This window comes from Haloimpatiens massiliensis, from assembly GCF_900184255.1.
GTDB lineage: Bacteria > Bacillota > Clostridia > Clostridiales > Clostridiaceae > Haloimpatiens > Haloimpatiens massiliensis.
This window is the reverse complement of record NZ_LT854640.1, coordinates 769070-788717: the sequence shown is the minus strand read 5'-3', so window position 1 is coordinate 788717 and position 19648 is coordinate 769070. Positions and strand designations below refer to the sequence as shown.

The following is a 19648-nucleotide window of genomic DNA, read 5'->3' as shown; positions in this document are numbered from 1 at the left end:
TCACTCCTCAATAAAGAGAATTGTTGATATACCTTTTGCTTCTTCAGAAGTTGGTTCCTTTAATAATCCTCTGTCTAATAAATTTTTCAGCACATAGGTTTTTAAGGCTGTTAATTTGTTCTGACAGCTATATCTTATAGCTTTATGCATGTGAATAGGTTGAGAGGCTTTTTCAATTTCATATACAACTCTATCTAGCTTATTTCCTAACTTTAAAAGTTTCTCTGAAGCTGAGGGCAATATTTTAATAAACTTATCTTTTATTTCTTTATTCTTACAATAAACCACATTTACTTTATAACCATTTTCAATTCTTATTAAATAGCCCTTATCTATTAGTCTTCTGTATATATCCATATTTACATTGTTTTCTCTTAAGTTGCCATTTATAAAATGATAAAGTCCTATATAATCCGACATAATATTGTCTCTCCAATCAAATGCTCTATTACTCCACCCTGTATTAAATTGCCATCCTAGAATTGGAAATTCGTCATTACTTCTATACATATCTCCACAAGAGTTATAATTAAATTCATCACTTTTCTTTATTTCTTTATAGATAGAAGCAAGTGCAATATAATTTCCACCATCTTTACGCAGTGTAGTAACTTCCTTATAAGGTATTTTCTCCAATTGAGAGAAATTTAATTTTTTCATGGCATAAGGAATTACACTCCATAAAAGCAAGTTAAAATCATTATTGGGATAATAAATATTGAGACTTCTAAACTGCTCTTCCATATTAAAAAACTGGAGAAAATACTCATCTACAACTATGTCAGCATACTTTTTATATATTTCCTGTAGTGCTTCCCATTTTTCTTCCGACTCTTCTGAAATCAACATATTAGTTTGATACTTTCCACCAGGTAGTTTGTCCATAAAACCATACTCTTCAAGCTCACTAACTTCATCTTCTACAAATATAGGAGATATACCTAGTTCCTCTGCAATTTTATTTATTGTTAATGGCTCACCATAAGCTGCATAAGCTATATTTTGAGTTATAGTTCTTCTAAAAAAATCCTTAGTGTCTCCTCTTTTTCCTGGTTCCCCATTATGTGTCATACTTGAAAATTTAATAGGACTAATTCCCAAGTTCCCAACAGTTCTCATTACTTCCATACCTTTTTTCATCTCCTTTTTACTTTCATAAAGGTGCCATTTTACAGTGCCTTCTGGTAGATTTAATTTTTTAGCAATTTCTTTTATTTTTAATCCTTTGTAATAGTGAAGTATTACTATTTCCCTTTGCTGTTTTGACAAAAATGATATTTCTAACCTGAGTTTTCCTGCCATTTCACTTTTAAAAATATCCTTGTCAATTTCTAAGTCTGAGGAAATAACTATTTTATCAATTGATATATTATTAATACTTTTTGTTTTACCATCAATATATTTTGTCCAAACATTATAAGCGATTTTAAAAATATAGCTATTTAAATCAATAAAGCTATCTCTTTTTATAAGCACATCATATACCTGAAGTATAATTCTACTTGCAAGTTCATCAGCTTCATTAATATTTCTAGTTTTATTCATAGAAAAACCATACAAGGGTTTTATATATTCTTTTATTATTCTATCGGCTTTATTCTTTTTCAATACTAAATTTCATCCCCTTTCCCATTACACTTATATACTGTCTAACTTTTAAAAAAGGTTGGTAAATAAGTGAAAAAATTAGCATTATTTATACTATACATCCTACCATATGTTTATAAAAGATTTTTCATTTTTACTAAAAAAGACCAAGATTTTAAAAATCTTGGTCTTTTTTTATATGCTACTATACAGTTATTTCAGCTTCTACACCTAAAGCTTTTTTATTGTTTTCAAGTAAAGGCTTAACATATTCTTCAATAAATTCAACTACTTGCATAGGTGCTCTTCCAGTAAATTTAACTGGATCTATGGTATCCATTATTTCTTTTTCTGTCATATTAAAAGCTTCATCCTTAACTATTAATTCAATTAGATTATTTTCCATACCTTCTGCTTTAACTCTTTTAGCTGCTTCCATAGAATAAACTCTTATTTTTTCATGAAGCTCTTGTCTATCTCCCCCACGTTTAACAGCTTCCATGAGAATGTTTTCTGTAGCCATAAAAGGAAGTTCCCTATTTACGTGAGATGATATAACCTTAGGATATACTACTAAATTACTAGCTACATTTAAGTATAGGTTTAGTACTCCATCTAAAGCTAAGAAACTTTCAGATACAGCTATTCTCTTATTAGCAGAATCATCTAACGTTCTTTCAAACCATTGAGTTGATGCAGTTATTGCTGGATTTAATGAATTTACAATTATATATCTAGCTAAAGCACCTATTCTTTCTGAACGCATAGGATTTCTCTTATAAGCCATAGCTGAAGATCCTACTTGATTCTTTTCAAAAGGTTCTTCCATTTCTTTCATGTTTTGAAGTATTCTTAAATCATTGCTGAACTTATATGCACTTTGAGCTACCTGCGCTAAGGCACTTAAAACTATATAATCTAATTTTCTTGTATATGTTTGTCCAGTTACAGGAAATACTTTTTCAAAACCCATCTTATTTGCTACGGTTATATCTAGTCTTTTAACTTTTTCTCCGTCACCTTCAAATAATTTCATAAAACTTGCTTGAGTTCCAGTGGTACCTTTTACCCCTCTAAATCTACATTGTTCTAATGCAAAATCTATACTTTGAACATCCATCAATAGTTCTTCTATCCATAAAGTAGTTCTTTTACCCACTGTAGTTAATTGAGCTGGCTGCAAGTGTGTAAAACCTAAAGTAGGTAAATCCTTATACTCTAAAGCAAACTTGCTTAATGAGTTTATAACATTTATAAGTTTAATTCTTACTAAATTTAAAGCTTCCTTCATAATTATTAGATCTGTATTGTCTCCTACATAGCAGCTAGTAGCTCCCAAATGTATTATTCCTTTAGCATCTGGACATTGAACTCCATAAGCATATACATGACTCATTACATCATGTCTTATTTCTTTTTCTTTAGCTACAGCTATTTCATAATTTATATCTTCTACGTGTGATTTTAACTGTTTTATTTGCTCTTCAGTTATATTTAATCCTAGTTCTTTTTCACTTTCTGCTAGAGCAACCCATAATTTTCTCCAAGTTTTAAATTTTTTATCCTGTGAAAATAAATATGACATTTCTTTAGAAGCATATCTTTCCCCTAATGGTGATGTGTAACTATCTCTCATGCTAAAAACCTCCAATATGTACAAAAAATATTGTAATTTTATTATAATTCATATTATAACATACTATTTTCAAAAATGTAATAAAAATGTTCGTGTTTATATCATATTTTTAAATTTAAAAGTATATCACTTTTTAATTATAGTTAAAAATGTCCATACCATAAAGGTATACGATTTTATGAATTATATTATAAATATAATCTAGTTCCAAGTCTTCTGTCAAATTCAGACCATCCAGGTAATTGAGTATTCTCTCTAACTTGTTGAATTTTATTCATCATAGCATCTACATAATCTGCAAAGTGAACCACATAAGCTTCTTCAGTTTTTGGTACTTTAGGAGAGCCAAATTCAACTTTTCCATGATGCTGTATTATGCAGCTTTTAATTCTCATCTTAAACTCTTCACTATAAATATCTGTTTTCTGGAAAGCTTTCTCTAATAAGCCTGTTCCAATTACAATATGTCCTTCCATATCTCCTTGTGTAGTAACAGAAAAAGGACCATCTATGTAATTATTCATATACTTTACCTATATCGTGAAGCTTAGCACCTAAAATAGCTATTTCCTTATGAGCTAAATTATATCTATAACTTAGATTTTTAGCTATATACATAGAGTTTAAAGTGTGTTCTGCTAATCCCCCTAAATAGTTGTGATGTTGGCTCACTCCCCCTATACCTTTCTTAAATTTATCTACAAAATCCTTATCTTTAAAGAAGTAATCATTTAGTGTTTTTACCTGTATATCTTTAAATTCTTCATTTGATAAATCAGTCATCTCCTTTATTATATCTTCTATAGGCCTATTTATAGAAGGGAGAAATTCATAGAGATCAAAGCGTTCCACTTTTGTATATTCATCTATTTGCAATAAATTATCTAGAGAAATCCCTTTTACTCTAATTACATCTCCTACATTTAAATCAACCCCTGTATATTTAAGCTTAGCTTTTATATCTCCGGTTTTATCCCCTAATATTACTCCAATATATCCTATTTCTTTAAATAAATTTTTTAATATCATAAATTCACCTAAAACTTCAGTTCCTTTACGTAAATCTTTTATAAAAAATCTTTCCAACTAAATCCATCCTTTCGTACAAAGTATATAAATATTATTAACTATAAGATTTTTTTTATCCTTTGGCATTGAATAAAGGTACATTTATTAATAACTCAACTTTTGCACATAAAGTTCAAGCTCTACATTAGATTAATAAGTGGTTTTAATTTAAAATTTAGAATGTAAGATAGGAATTTGTAGAGTAGGCAAGAGGTAAAAAGTAAGAAGTAAGAGTGAAAAGGTAAGAACTAATAGGTAAAAGGTAAGAGTTTCTTTAAAAAATTCAGCAAAGCTAAATTTTCATCATAACTATTACTTATTACCTGCTACTTATAAATTAATTATAAAAAACTCTTTGAGTTTTATCCTTAACTCTTACTTCTTAGCTATTACTTATTACTTACTTGTAAATTTCAAATTATAGTTAGTTTCTAAAAGAGCTTCATTCTTCATTTTAAATTTTATCTTTTTATTTTATAACTGCGAAAGTTGAATTAATAACTCAATTGATGATTTCAATTAATATAATTTATAATGAACCATATTCATTAAAATTATATTTGTATCTTATTTATTAATCTAATGTAGAACATAAAAATTATGTGTGAAAGTTCAGTATTAATATATGGCTTCACATTAGCAATTGCATATTAATAAGTGCTACGCTTGGTAAAATTATAGTATAATGTATTTAAGCGGTAAAACTAAGTGAAATCACTATACAAAAATTGAATAAGTACTAACAAGGGGGGTATTTTTATGGACAACTATAATTTAGAAAATAGAAATGGTAAAGTAAAAGCATTTACAGATGCGCGATTTGGCATGTTTATTCACTGGGGCTTGTATTCTATCCCAGCTAGAGGTGAATGGGTTAGATCTAATGAAAGAATTACCATAGATGATTATGAAAAGTTTTTTTATGAATTTAATCCTGTAAATTATAATCCTAGAAAATGGGCTAAATTAGCTAAAGAAGCTGGAATGAAATATGCAGTTATGACTACAAAACATCATGATGGATTTTGTCTATTTGACAGTAAATATACAGATTATAAAGCTACTAATACTCTAGCTAAAAGAGACCTTATAAAAGAGTATGTGGAAGCTTTTAGACAAGAAGGTTTAGCAGTAGGATTTTATTATTCTCTCTTAGATTGGCACCACGAAGACTTCCCTGCTTATAAAGACAGACATCACCCTATGAGAAATAATGAAGATTTTAAAAATAAAAAGATAGACTTTAATAGATACATAAAATATTTTCATAATCAAGTAGAAGAGCTTCTGACTAACTATGGAAAAATAGATATTATATGGTTTGATTTTTCCTATGATGATATGACAGGGGAAAAATGGGAAGCTTCTAAACTTATTAAGAGAGTAAAAGAACTTCAACCTCATATAATAATAAACAATAGACTGGGAGGAAATTTAAAAAAGAATATTCCTGAGGATTATGCAGGCGATTTTACAACTCCTGAGCAAATAGTACCTCCTGAAGCCTTAGTTAATGAAAAAGGTGATTTAATACCTTGGGAAGCTTGTGTTACATTAAATGATCACTGGGGGTATTGTTCCCAAGATAAAAATTATAAGTCTTCAAAAGAAATAATAAGAGCTTTAGTAGAATGTGTTAGTAAAAACGGGAATCTAATATTAAATGTAGGACCAAATGCTAAAGGAGAAATTCCTCAGGAATCTATAGATATCTTAAAAAAAGTGGGACATTGGATTAAACAAAATGGTCAAAGTATATATGGATGTACTAATAGTATAAATGCTAAGCCTGAATGGGGTCGTTATACTCAAAATGATTGTTACCTATATGCACATGTATTACAAAGAGGTGTGGGACCAATTAATTTAAGAGGACTAGCTGAAAATATTAAGAGAGCTAGACTTTTGTGTGATGGTTCAGAAATTTCCATAGAAACTCCATGGAATGCAGAAGATTACAAAGAAGATGCTTTTTTGAATTTTAAAAGTGCTTCACTTCCTGATGAAAATGATACAGTTATTTTATTAGAACTAAAATAAGGCTACTGAAACATCAGTAGCCCCTTTTTTAGGAGTTAATCATTACTCTTCTATAGATTCTATTAAGCTAGAAATTTCTTCCAACGCTAAAGTTTCATCATCACCAGAAACGATTACTTTAACTGTAGCTCCACTTGTAACTCCTAAGGATAAAACTCCTATTAAGCTTTTAACATTAGCTTTTTTTCCATTAAATTCAATACTTACATCTGATTTAAATGAAGATGCTTTTTTTACTAACAAGGTTGCAGGTCTAGCGTGTAACCCTGTTGAACTTTTAACTACTACTTCTTTAGTTACCATGTAAATTCACCCCTAGTATAAATTTAGTTATTTATTTATATATATATAACTACCTCATTATATCATAGAAGAAATATTATTACAATAATATAACCTATGAATTGGCAATTTATAATTTTGTATGTTACAAATTGTAGAACTTATGAATCCTAGAGAATATTAATATACCACTGCTTTCATAATTATATCCTCTGTATTATAAGCGTTATAATTTATAGCAAGGGTCTTTATTAACTCAGTATTTACAATTATAACAGGAGTAGTTAAGGAAATTTGGGGTGCTAAATACTCTTTGTCAAACCAAATGAGTTTATCTCCCCTACTAACTTTTTCCCCTGGATTTATGTAACAAGCGATTCCCTTTCCACCAAAGTTATTGCTATCTAATCCAAGGTGGATTAGTATTTTAATTCCTTCTTCGGTGCTTATTAAAATAACATGTTTTTTTTCGTAGACTAATTCCACTGTTCCATTTACTGGTGAATATATATAATTATCTTCAGGTTCTATAGCTATTCCTTCGCCCAAAATTTTTCTATTAAAAAGATAATCTTCTACTTCAGTTAATGGTAATACTTTGCCTTTTATAGGCAAAAATATTTCTACTTCTTTAAACATACAGTATCACCTACCCAAAATCATTAGAGCCAAAATTCTTCTAGTAATACTTATTATTAAGTGAAATTTTTCAAACTATTTTAAAGACTTTTAACGAAAGTATCTATTCTATCTAATCCTTTAATGATATTTTCCATAGATGTAGCATATGAAAGTCTTACAAATTCATCTACTCCAAAAGCCACTCCTGGTACTACTGCCACTTTTTCTTTTTCTAATAAAAGACTAGAAAATTCTAAAGAAGATTTAATAACTTTTCCATCTACTTCTTTTCCTAATATTTTTGATATGTTTACCATAACATAGAAAGCACCTTCTGGTTTAATACAGCTTAAACCATTTATTTTATTAACTCTTTCTACCATAAAATCTCTTCTCTTTTTAAACTCTACTATCATAGCTTCTACATCTTTTTGATCACCTACTAGAGCTTCTACTGATGCATGCTGAGCTATTGAATTAGGGTTTGACGTCATATGACTTTGTATATTAGTCATAAGCTTTATTATTTTCTTATCTCCAGCAGCATATCCTATTCTCCATCCAGTCATAGCATAAGCTTTTGAAACACCATTTATAACAATTGTTCTCTTATAAGCATCTTCTGATAGACTAGCTATGCTTACATGTTTATCATTACTATATATTAATTTTTCATATATTTCATCAGAAACAATTATCAAATCATGCTTTTTAGCAAAATCTGCAATAGTTTGTAATTCCTCTTTATTATAAACAGTTCCTGTTGGATTGTTAGGACTATTTAATATAAGAGCTTTCGTTTTGTCTGTAACTGATTTTTCAAGGTTTTCTATAGTATATTTAAAACTATTTTCTTCTTTAGTTTGTACAAATACTGGTTTACCATCTGCAAGCTTAACAAGTTCAGGATAACTTACCCAATAAGGTACAGGTATTAAAACTTCATCACCTGGGTTTAATATAGCTCCAAAAACATTAGCTAAGCATTGTTTAGCTCCTGTTGAAACAATAACTTGTGATACATCATAAGTTAACTCATTATCATTTTTGAATTTATTAACTATAGCATCTTTTAATTCTGCAATACCAGGTGTTGCAGTATATTTAGTTTTTCCCTCTCTAATTGCTTTAATAGCTGCTTCTTGAATATTCACAGGTGTATTAAAATCTGGTTCTCCAGCACCAAATCCAACTACATCTATTCCGTCAGCCTTCATTTTTTTTGCTTTTGCTGTTATTTCTAATGTCAAAGATGGTGCTATTTCTTCTGCTTTTCTTGATAAAATCATTTCAATCCCTCCAAGTTACTTTACAAACAATTTGTTCCAAAATATTTTAACAATTGAAAGTTATCATTCATATATACTAATATATCACTTTATTCCTTCAATGTAAACATTTAATTTATATAATGATAACGAGCAATGTAAACGTAACCTTCATTTAATACTAAATGCTACCCCAAATTACATTGTTATATTTAACTTCTTGCTATAAATATTACTCCAATAATTATTAATGCAGTTCCAAATACCCTAGGCAATGTGATATTTTCTTTAAATATAAAATAAGAAAATATCATAACTATTACATAGCCTAAGCTTACCATGGGATAAGCATAACTAAGTTCTACTTTACTTAAAACCTTAATCCATAATAAAAAACTAACACCATAAGATATAATTCCCATCATTACAGGTAGATTCTTAATAATATCTAAAATGCTATAAAAAATATTTATACCTGAAAAGTTAAGTTGAAGATTAGGAGCTCCTACTTTAACAAGTATTTGGCCAATTGCTCCTAAGAATACAGAAACTAATATAAGACCTATCATTTTATATTTCTCCTTATTTAAGTTTAATCTTTTTAAAATTTCTTTTATTTTTTACCATGACTATGAAGTTATAAAAAGTGTAACAGAAAATAAATATCATAGGAAATGCATATCTAGCTTGTCCTTCTGTTACAAAATAAACACAGGTAAACATGTAAAACAAAATACAAAGATATACAGTAAATTTATCTAATTTATCTACACTTCTCTTTATCAAGCAAAATATAATATAGATACTATAATATAATATATAGCATATTGCTATAAGTAAAAAAGTCGCTCTAAATGTTCCATAAACGTAATACATTTTAAATTTAGTACTTTCATTTATATTAACTCCTTGAAGACTATAAGCTAGATCATCTCCAACAAAATAAGTGTTTCCTAGTCTCTTAAAACCTAAAATAGTAAATTCCTTTGGATGAGTCTTTATCCATTCTTTAGCTGCTTTTTTAAGCATTTTACTTTTTGTAGTCATATTTGCATTTTTATATTCTTCTTTATTTACTATAGAATTTTCTACTTCTTTTGCAGGCATCCATCTTCCAATGTTATTTTGAGAATTATTATTTATATAAAGAACAATTCCGCCATTATTTGATACAAAGGTAAATTCTCCATTATATTTTGTGTTTCTGTATACCCAAGGGGCTAAAACTAAAAGGGCAACCACTAGGATTACAAGAGAATCTTTTATAGTTTTTAATATATTTTCTTTAAATATTATCTTATATAAAAATATAGCAAAGAAATATACAATGAAAAAAGGTTTAACCATTGTGTTTATTCCTACTAGTATACCTATATAAATATACTTAAATTTGAAATTTTCTTTAAAAAATAAATATGTTATCAGTAACATTAAAAATGTAAATAGTATTTCACTTCCTAAAATAGTATTGTAGAATATTGTACTTGGAAAGAAAGCAAATAATATAAAAATTATAAATTTATTCTTCTCTCCCATAGAGGTAAAATCCAATATTTTTTTAAATAAAATTATTGATAATAGACTTAATACTAAATTTACTATTTTACCAACAAATATATTAGCTCCAAATACCTTATAAAAAGCAGCTAAAAATATTGGATAGCCTACAGAAGTATAGGTATCTCCCCAAATCCCTCCATGAGCTATTTGGATTGCTAGTTCATGATAATATTGAAAATCTGAAAAAGGTTGAGTATTAATTTTACATATCCATAATATATTAATAATTAAAAATATCCCTATTGCAAAATAATAATTTTTCTTATAGTTTTTTTCTAACATAACATAACTCCTCATAATTTTTCTGTAATTCTTTTACTTACTTTATAACTTAAAATATATTATTGTAAGTATACTGATTCCCCATAATAATATATTTACTAAAAACGGCATGTCTTTTGTAAATACATCTTCTGGTTTTGATCCTATATTAGCTTTTTCCATAAGATATTGATATCTAAATACTCCATATAAAACAAAGGCTATAGTAATCATCATTGTTCTACTCTGTACAGAATTAAATGTATATAAGCAGTAAGCAATGAAAATAGATGGTGTTATTATGCTAAGCATATTATCAATAAATTCTATAGAATAATCTTTTAGGATTGCCCTATGTTTTGAACTACTATCTTTTAGCATTTTTATTTCACTCTTCCTTTTATTTAGGGCTAAAAATAAAGATAGTAAAATAGTACATAAAATAAGCCATGGCGATAAAATTACATTAGTAGCTACGCTACCGCTTTCTACTCTTAAAACAAAGCCTAATGTAATTACCATAACATCAATTATTACTATATTCTTTAGTTTAAATGTATATAATATGTTTAAAATTATATAAGATAAACTTATTATGAATATTTTATAATCTACATTTATCCCTAAGACAATTACCCCCGCCAATAATAAAATATCTAATATTATACCTTGAGTCTTAGTTACCTTTCCACTAGCTAAAGGTCTATTTTTCTTTTCAGGGTGACATTTATCTTTTTCTATATCTATAATGTCATTTAATACATAGATACAAGATGATGTTAAACAAAATATTACAAAAGTCGTTAGGTTTTTCTTCAGCAAGTCCATATTTAAGAAATTACCAGAGAAAACTATAGCTGCAAACACAAATGAATTCTTTATCCATTGTTTTGGTCTAGTTAGTTTGAGCATTTCTTTAAAATTCAAATTCATATTGTTCTCCTTTCAAAATGTATAAATAGCACTCTATAAGATTTTAATACATTTTCTATTAAATTAAAAGGGCTTGTTTTTAAACATTATAAAAACAAGTCCTAAGAAAACATTTTCATTAACAATAACCTAAATTATCTTGGTTCAACTATAAGCTTTATAGCTGTTCTTTCTTCACTTCCAATTTTGATATCTGTAAAAGCTGGTATACAAACAAGATCCACACCACTTGGTGCAACAAACCCTCTTGCTATAGCTATAGCTTTAATAGCTTGATTTATAGCACCTGCTCCTATAGCTTGAATTTCCGCAATACCGTGTTCTCTTATTACCCCTGCTAACGCGCCTGCTACTTTGTTTGGTATTGATTTAGCTGAAACCTTTAATACTTCCATCTTAAACCTCCTATAGTAAATCTTATAGTATAACTCATACCATACTATTTCTACAAAAAATACAAAAACCCTTTTAAATTTTGCTTTTAAAGGTACAAAATTCAAAAGGATTTTGGTTGTAAATTATTTAGCGTATTCTATAGCTCTTGTTTCTCTTATAACATTAATCTTTATTTGTCCTGGATACTCTAACTCGTTTTCAATTCTCTTAGCTAAATTTCTAGCCATTTCAACAGTAGCAAAATCGTCTACACTATCCGGTTTTACCATTATTCTAATTTCTCTACCAGCTTGTATTGCAAATGATTTTTCTACGCCTTCAAAATCGTTAGCTATTTCTTCTAATTTTTCCAATCTCTTAATATAAGCTTCTAAAGTTTCTCTCCTTGCTCCAGGTCTAGCAGCTGATATAGCGTCAGCAGCTTGAACAAGTACAGCCTCTAAAGATTGAGGTTCTACATCACCATGATGGGCTTCTATTGCATTAACTATTACAGAAGATTCTTTGTATTTCTTAGCTATTTCTGCTCCTATAGCAGCGTGTGGACCTTCTATTTCATGGTCAACAGCTTTACCTATATCATGTAATAGTCCAGCCCTCTTAGCAAGAGCAGGGTCTATTCCAAGTTCTGATGCCATAAGTCCAGCAAGATGTGCTACTTCCATTGAGTGCTTTAACACATTTTGCCCATAGCTTGTTCTGTACTTCAATCTTCCTAAAAGTTTAATAAGTTCTGAGTGAAGTCCATGTATACCGGTTTCAAATGTAGCTTGTTCTCCTTCTTCTCTAATTATGTTTTCAACTTCTTTTTTGGCTTTTTCCACCATTTCTTCTATTCTTGCAGGATGAATTCTTCCGTCGACTATTAATTTTTCAAGAGCAATTCTAGCCACTTCTCTTCTTATAGGATCAAAAGCAGAAAGAATAACAGCTTCTGGAGTATCATCTATTATAAGATCTACACCAGTGAGAGTTTCTAAAGTTCTTATATTTCTTCCCTCTCTACCAATAATTCTTCCTTTCATTTCGTCATTAGGAAGAGCAACTACGTGCACTGTAGTTTCAGCCACATGATCAGCAGCACATCTTTGAATAGCATAAGATATTATTTCACATGCTTTTTTGTTGGCTTCTTCTTTTATTCTTGTTTCTTCCTCTTTAATTAGCATTGCAAGATCATGTCTAACTTCTTTTCTAGTTTGTTCTAATAATAATTGCTTAGCTTCTTCAGAAGTTAAATTAGAAATTCTTTCTAATTCTTGTTTTTGGCTTAAATATAAATTTTTCACTTCTTGCTCTGTTTTTTCAAGCTCTTGTTGCTTTTTATTAATAGTCTCTTCTTTTTTCTCTAAAACTTCACTTTTCTTATCCAAAGATTCTTCTCTTTGAAGATTTCTTCTTTCTAGCCTTTGAATTTCATTACGTCTTTCTCTGGATTCTTTCTCAAGATCATTTCTTAATTTGTGTACTTCCTCTTTAGCCTCTAAAATGGACTCTTTCTTAGCAGATTCAGCTTGTTTTTTAGCTTCTTCTATAATATGTTTTCCCTCTTCCTCTGCCTTAGATATATTAGCACTGGAAATATTTTTTCTAATATATACTATAGTAGTAAAAGCTATAAGTAAAAAAGCTATAACTGCCATTATCGTATACTGTATAGGCATTTCAACACCTCCCTTGCTTATTCGGTTTCCGTCAAAAGGAGCAAAACGAAAGCTTTGAAAAGGTGTTTCATTTACTAAAATAATGGGTAATTACTAAACCAGTATTTGTATTTATTTTATATTACTTTTATATGGATGTCAAGATTTGAAAAGAATAAGAATTTTTAATTGCTATTCATTTTTCTTTTTTGTTTCCTTTTCTGCTTCTTTTTCAGAATTATTTGCTTTATCAGAAATAGATTTTAATCCATTTTTCTCTCTTACTCTATTTTCTATTTCTAAAAGTAATGATGGATTATCTTTTAAAAACTTTTTAGAATTTTCTCTTCCTTGACCTAAACGAGTATCTCCATAAGAGAACCACGCACCACTTTTATTTACTATATCCTCTTTTACTCCCATATCTAAAACATTGCCCTCTCTAGATATGCCTTCACCGTACATTATGTCAAATTCAGCTTGTTTAAAAGGAGGAGCTACTTTATTTTTAACTACTTTTACTCTTGTTCTATTACCTAAAATATCTTCACCCTGCTTTATATTATCTATTTTTCTTACGTCTAGTCTTACAGAAGAATAGAATTTTAATGCTCTTCCACCTGGAGTAGTTTCAGGATTTCCAAACATTATACCAACTTTTTCTCTTAACTGATTTATAAACACAGCTATACAATTTGACTTATTTATAGAACCAGCTAATTTTCTTAATGCTTGTGACATTAATCTTGCTTGAAGTCCTACATGAGAATCACCCATTTCTCCTTCTATCTCAGCTCTTGGAACAAGAGCTGCTACTGAGTCAACAACTATTACATCTACCGCTCCTGATCTAACTAATGCCTCTGCAATCTCAAGTGCCTGTTCTCCTGTGTCTGGTTGTGAAACTATTAAATTTTCTACATCTACTCCTAAATCATGCGCATAATTAGGGTCTAATGCATGTTCAGCATCTATAAACGCAGCTGTTCCACCACTTTTTTGAGCTTCAGCTATTATATGAAGTGCTACTGTAGTTTTTCCTGAGGACTCTGGTCCATATATCTCTACTACTCTTCCTTTTGGTACTCCCCCTATACCTAATGCAATATCTAAACTTAAACATCCTGTAGAAATACAATCTAACTTAGGAATTTCATGTTCTCCTAATTTCATTACTGAACCTTTACCAAATTGTTTTTGGATTTGACTTAAAGCAGCATCTAATGCTTTTAATTTTTCATTATTCATATTATTTCCCTAAAGGGATTCACCTTCCTTTCGAACAGTTGTTCTTATTATACAATATATATTTATATAGGTCAACATATGTAAAAAGCCCCTACTACATTTTTGTAGGAACTTTTATTTTAATTATTAACCTTATATACAAATTTTAATCACTTATCTAATCTACATTACTTACTTATCTAATTTTAAAACTTCCTTATTTTTCACAAAATAATCTACACCAGAAATTATAGTAATTATTACTGCTAATAGTATAGTTATTTTAGATAAGGATATAATCCAATGTTCAGGATATGTTTTACTTATTAAAGAAATTATTATAGCTACCATTTGAGTTACGGTTTTAATTTTTCCCCACCAACTAGCCGCAATAACTATTCCTTCTGAGGCTGCTATAGTTCTAAGTCCTGTTACAGCAAATTCTCTAGCTATTATTACTACTGCTGCCCAAGTTCCTATTATATGAAATTCAACTAATGCAATTAAAGCTGCTGTTACCAGTAATTTGTCAGCTAAAGGATCCATAAATTTACCAAAACGAGTTATTTGATTTCTACTTCTAGCAATATAACCATCGAGTTTATCTGTTAGAGAAGCTCCAATAAATATAATAGTTGCAATAGTGGTACCATAAGGTATCTCTGTTATAGTAATAAAAACCAAAAATATAGGTACTAAAAAAATTCTTATGAGTGTTAACTTATTTGCAAGATTCATCACATACAACTCCTATTAAATCATATTCTAATGCTTCGGTAACTTTTATTTCTATAAAGTTTCCTACATCTAATATTTTATCACATTTAAACCAAATTGCACCATCAATTTCCGGAGCCATTTCATAACTTCTTCCATACCAATATCCATTTTTTTTACCTTCTATAAGTACTTCATATATTTTGCCTATTTTATTATGATTTTTTTCCTTAGAAATCTCTTGTTGATGAAGCATTATTTCTTTATATCTCTCCTCTTTAACTTTTTCTGATATTTGTTTTTCCATTAAGGCTGCTTTTGTTCCTTCTTCCTGGGAATATTTAAACACACCTAACTTATCTATTTTCACAGACTTAACAAATTCTTTTAATTCACAAAAATCCTCTTCTGTTTCTCCAGGAAATCCTACGATAATAGAAGTTCTCAAAACCACATTAGGCATTTTAGTTCTTATATACTCTATTGTTTTCAATATATCTTCTTTATTACTTTTTCTTCTCATGTTTTTAAGTACATTGTTGCTAATGTGCTGAAGAGGTAAATCTATATAGTGACATACCTTAGGGTTACTAGACATTTCATCTATCAAATCTACTGTTATCTCTTCTGGATAACAATATAAAATTCTTATCCACTTAATAGATTCTATATTAGATATTTCTTTTATTAATTGATGTATTTTATTATGACCATATATATCTACACCATATTTAGTAGTGTCCTGAGCTACTAAAATAATTTCCTTAACTCCTCTTTTTGCAAGTACATGAGCTTCATCTATAACATCTTCTAACTTTCTACTTCTATATTGCCCACGGATATACGGTATTGCACAATAAGAACAATAGTTACTGCAACCTTCTGCAATTCTCAAATAAGCTACATATGATGGTGTAGTTAATATTCTCTCTCCTTCATTTATGCATGAGTTACTATAATTACAATAATCCTTTTTTTCCTTTGTACATAAAAACTCATCAATACCTTTTAATAAATCCTCATAATCATTTACACCATAAATCAAATCCAATTCTGGAATAAGTTTCAAAAGTTCTTTGCCATATCTTTGTGTAAGACATCCAGTAGCTATTAACAATTTACAATTATTATCCTTGTACTGAGCCATTTCTAATATTGTATTTATTGCCTCTTGCTTTGCTTCTTCTATAAACCCACAAGTATTAACTATTAATATATCAGCAGCTTTTGGTTCATTAATTATTTCATATCTTTCATGTAGCTTACCTAAAATTATTTCTGAATCAATTCTGTTTTTGTCGCAACCTAAACTAACAAGACCAACTTTGTATTTATTCAATTTATTTCCCCCTTATTAACATTTATTTCCTTGGTAATAATTTCTTATTCATTTTCTCTATCTAATAATACTTGTCTTGGTTTACTTCCATTTCTTCCGGAAATTATTCCTTTATCTTCTAACTGCTCTATTATTCTAGCAGCTCTATTATATCCTATTTTTAATTTTCTTTGCAATAGTGATGTGGATGCTTGTCCTTCTTGTACAACTATATCTATAGCAGTATCTAATAATTCATCCTCATCATTATTTTTTTTTGATACAGAGGAATTAATTTGCTCTATTATTTCCTCTTTATAGTCTATGTCCTCATGTTTATCCTTTATGAATTGAACTACATTTTCTACCTCTTCCTCAGATATAAACGCTCCTTGTATTCTTATAGGTTTAGATTCGCCTACTGGATAAAAAAGCATATCACCTTTTCCTAAAAGTTTTTCTGCCCCTGAAGAATCTAGTATAGTTCTAGAATCTATTTGACTTGAAACCGCAAAGGAAATTCTAGATGGAATATTGGCTTTTATAACTCCAGTTATAACATCCACAGATGGCCTTTGAGTGGCAATTACTAAATGCATTCCAGCAGCTCTAGCCATTTGAGCTAATCTACCTATATATTCCTCAACTTCCCCAGGGCATACCATCATCAAGTCAGCTAATTCATCTATTATTATAACAATAAAAGGTAATTTTTCATCCACTATATTTTTACTATATAACTCATTATATCCATCTATATTTCTAACACTATTGTCCGCAAAAAGTTTGTATCTTCTAGTCATTTCATTAACTGCCCAATTAAGTGCTCCAGCAGACTTTTTAGGATCAGTTACTACTGGTATTAAAAGATGTGGTATTCCATTATATATACTTAATTCAACCACTTTTGGATCAATTAAAAGTAGTTTTACATCTTTTGGAGAATATTTATATAGTAAACTTATAATTAAAGTATTTATACAAACACTTTTACCTGAACCCGTAGCTCCAGCTACTAGAAGATGTGGCATTTTACTCAAGTCCGCCACTACACACTTACCTGATATATCTTTTCCAAGGCAAAAAGTTACAGATTTGTTGGAACCTATGAATTCCTCACTTTCTATAACTTCTCTTATATAAACTGAAGTTAATTCTTTGTTTGGAATCTCTATTCCCACTGCTGATTTTCCAGGTATAGGTGCTTCTATTCTTACAGCAGATGCAGCCAGACTAAGGGCTATATCATCTGATAAATTAACAATTTTACTCACTTTAACTCCGGCTTCTGGTTGAAGCTCGTATCTAGTTACTGAAGGACCTTTAGTTACTTGAAGTACCTTTGCCTCCACACCAAAACTACTTAAAGTTTCTTCTAATTTATTAGCGCTGTTAATTAAATCTCGCTTATCTCCTTTTTTCATTTTAGATAAATCATTTATATTTAAAAGTTCTGTAGAAGGATATGTATAATTTATCTCTTCTGATAATGAGGAGCTCTTTTGTATTTCTCTTGAAAGCTGATCATTTATATTTTCATTACAATCCTCTACATATGGAGCGGATTTATTCTCCTCTTTATTTTGCTCATTATTTTCTTCATCTTGAAAACCATTTTTTAAGAAATCGATAATTTTTATTTTATCATTTTTATCCTTTAAAAGCTTTGGTTCGGTATATTCTGCTGTAGCACTTTCTCGTATATCCTTATTACTGTATTCATCACTATTTTTTTTCATTTCTTTTAAATTAGCTTTTATATTATAAATAATATTACTTAGAGACAAATTTAGTATTATTATAGAGGATATTATATATATGCATAAAAATATAATATAGCTTCCAATTTTACCAAAGAGTCTATATAGTTGCACGTCTATTATATAAGCTATAACACCACCATGTAATGCACTAGATGAATTCCATATTTTTTTTATACCTTCTAGCATATATCCTACTGAATAATAGTTATCTATGGTTAACATTCCAACAAAAAGAAGTGTATTAATAAAAAATAAAATTATTCCATAAAATTTACTATTTACTTTTATTTTACCACCACTGTATATGTACATTATCCCTAAAAATATAATAAGAAATGGCAAAACATAAGTTCCTATTCCGCAAAATAAAATAAACGTACTTTTTATAAACCCACCAAAAATCCCTGAAGATTTTGTCATGTATATACTAAATATGGATAACAAACCAAAAGTCACTAAACCTAATCCTTTTATTTCATTATGGCGATTTACACTTTTTTTAGTCCTACTCCTTTTTTTCCCCAACAAAATCACCTCCAAAAAAATATTTCTACATAACCTACAAATATCCTCTTATAAATAGAATATAAATAAAATATAACCATAGGATTTACCTATGGTTTTCGGAGCTTTTTATCATAGAATTTAGTTTTGTCAGTGCTTTACTGATTCCACCTACCTCATCTATAAGACCATATTCCACAGCCTTTTCTCCTATTAATATGGTTCCCATATCATTTAAAAGTTCATCAGTTGCTAACATCATATTTCTTAGAGTCTCTTTATTAATATTAGAAGTTCTCACGATAAATTCAGATATTCTTTCTTGCATTTTGTTGAAATACTCAAAAGTTTGAGGCACTCCTATAACTAGTCCATTCATTCTTATAGGATGTATTATCATAGTAGCAGAAGGTGATATAAATGAATATTGAGCTGAAGTAGCTAAAGGAACCCCTATAGAATGACCTCCACCTATAACTAATGATACTGTAGGTTTCGAAAGACTTCTTATCATTTCCGCAATGGCAAGCCCTGCTTCCACATCACCACCTACAGTATTTAATATTATCAATATTCCCTTTGTATTTTCATCTCTTTCTGCATCTATTAATTGAGGTATAACATGCTCATATTTAGTAGCTTTAGTTTGAGGTGGTAACATCATATGCCCTTCTACTTGACCTATTATAGGTAAAATTTTTATGGGGTCTGTAGTAGGTACAGGCATATTTGATATTCCCAATTCCTTTATGTTCTCTCTAATGCTTTCTTTTTCATTTTGTAGTTGTTGTTCATTAGTATCCATATATACATTCCTCCTAACA

The 19648-nt window shown here is 29.1% G+C and carries 16 protein-coding genes and 1 pseudogene; 1 reads left to right on the top strand and 16 read right to left on the bottom strand.

The annotated features are described in order from the left end of the window. The 3 genes and pseudogenes from C1715_RS11885 to C1715_RS20315 all read right to left on the bottom strand — a co-directional run bounded on the left by C1715_RS11885 (position 1) and on the right by C1715_RS20315 (position 4309). A complete protein-coding gene (locus C1715_RS11885) occupies positions 1-1608 on the bottom strand; it encodes an RNA polymerase sigma factor (protein WP_102400701.1) in 1608 nt (535 codons plus the stop codon). Positions 1609-1792: 184 nt separating this feature from the next. Continuing rightward, the gene (gene purB / locus C1715_RS11880; RefSeq protein ID WP_102400700.1) at positions 1793-3223 is read right to left on the bottom strand and encodes an adenylosuccinate lyase; all 1431 of its coding nucleotides are present in this window, start codon (positions 3221-3223) and stop codon (positions 1793-1795) included. Between the two features lie 188 nt (positions 3224-3411). Then, a pseudogene (locus C1715_RS20315) lies at positions 3412-4309 on the bottom strand (HD domain-containing protein). A 741-nt stretch (positions 4310-5050) separates the two neighbouring features. Here C1715_RS20315 and C1715_RS11870 point away from each other — a divergent pair. Continuing rightward, a complete protein-coding gene (locus C1715_RS11870) occupies positions 5051-6331 on the top strand; it encodes an alpha-L-fucosidase (RefSeq protein ID WP_102400699.1) in 1281 nt (426 codons plus the stop codon). 42 nt (positions 6332-6373) lie between these two features. On the opposite strand, the gene C1715_RS11865 is transcribed toward C1715_RS11870, so the two are convergent. The 13 genes from C1715_RS11865 to C1715_RS11805 all read right to left on the bottom strand — a co-directional run bounded on the left by C1715_RS11865 (position 6374) and on the right by C1715_RS11805 (position 19629). Continuing rightward, positions 6374-6634: an HPr family phosphocarrier protein gene (locus C1715_RS11865; protein WP_102400698.1), complete on the bottom strand. Its 261-nt coding sequence runs from the start codon at positions 6632-6634 to the stop codon at positions 6374-6376. A 159-nt stretch (positions 6635-6793) separates the two neighbouring features. Beyond that, positions 6794-7252 carry a PTS sugar transporter subunit IIA gene (locus tag C1715_RS11860; RefSeq protein WP_102400697.1) on the bottom strand — a complete coding sequence of 153 codons (459 nt, stop codon included), beginning with the start codon at positions 7250-7252 and terminating at the stop codon, positions 6794-6796. An 80-nt stretch (positions 7253-7332) separates the two neighbouring features. Next, positions 7333-8523: a pyridoxal phosphate-dependent aminotransferase gene (locus tag C1715_RS11855; RefSeq protein WP_102400696.1), complete on the bottom strand. Its 1191-nt coding sequence runs from the start codon at positions 8521-8523 to the stop codon at positions 7333-7335. 191 nt (positions 8524-8714) lie between these two features. Next, positions 8715-9071: an SMR family transporter gene (locus tag C1715_RS11850; RefSeq protein ID WP_102400695.1), complete on the bottom strand. Its 357-nt coding sequence runs from the start codon at positions 9069-9071 to the stop codon at positions 8715-8717. A 13-nt stretch (positions 9072-9084) separates the two neighbouring features. Continuing rightward, positions 9085-10344, bottom strand: coding sequence for a glycosyltransferase family 39 protein (locus C1715_RS11845; protein WP_102400694.1), 1260 nt, complete (start codon positions 10342-10344; stop codon positions 9085-9087). A 42-nt stretch (positions 10345-10386) separates the two neighbouring features. Next, on the bottom strand, positions 10387-11256 hold the full coding sequence (locus C1715_RS11840) for a decaprenyl-phosphate phosphoribosyltransferase (RefSeq protein ID WP_423240831.1): 870 nt from the start codon (positions 11254-11256) through the stop codon (positions 10387-10389). Between the two features lie 134 nt (positions 11257-11390). Further along, complete coding sequence (locus tag C1715_RS11835) at positions 11391-11651, bottom strand: stage V sporulation protein S (protein ID WP_102400693.1); 261 nt, start codon at positions 11649-11651, stop codon at positions 11391-11393. Between the two features lie 123 nt (positions 11652-11774). Beyond that, positions 11775-13295 carry a ribonuclease Y gene (gene rny, locus C1715_RS11830; protein WP_423240838.1) on the bottom strand — a complete coding sequence of 507 codons (1521 nt, stop codon included), beginning with the start codon at positions 13293-13295 and terminating at the stop codon, positions 11775-11777. Positions 13296-13487: 192 nt separating this feature from the next. Then, complete coding sequence (recA, locus tag C1715_RS11825) at positions 13488-14543, bottom strand: recombinase RecA (protein ID WP_102400691.1); 1056 nt, start codon at positions 14541-14543, stop codon at positions 13488-13490. A gap of 171 nt (positions 14544-14714) precedes the next feature. Continuing rightward, positions 14715-15260 (bottom strand): CDP-diacylglycerol--glycerol-3-phosphate 3-phosphatidyltransferase, encoded by a 546-nt coding sequence (gene pgsA, locus C1715_RS11820; protein ID WP_102400690.1) that lies wholly within the window; start codon positions 15258-15260, stop codon positions 14715-14717. Further along, a complete protein-coding gene (rimO, locus tag C1715_RS11815; protein ID WP_102400689.1) occupies positions 15244-16578 on the bottom strand; it encodes a 30S ribosomal protein S12 methylthiotransferase RimO in 1335 nt (444 codons plus the stop codon). Before rimO ends, pgsA begins: the two co-directional genes overlap by 17 nt. A gap of 44 nt (positions 16579-16622) precedes the next feature. Then, complete coding sequence (locus C1715_RS11810; RefSeq protein ID WP_102400688.1) at positions 16623-18845, bottom strand: FtsK/SpoIIIE family DNA translocase; 2223 nt, start codon at positions 18843-18845, stop codon at positions 16623-16625. An 85-nt stretch (positions 18846-18930) separates the two neighbouring features. Then, entirely contained in the window at positions 18931-19629 is a 699-nt protein-coding gene (locus C1715_RS11805) for a ClpP family protease (protein ID WP_102400687.1), read from the bottom strand. Positions 19630-19648 lie beyond the last annotated feature (19 nt).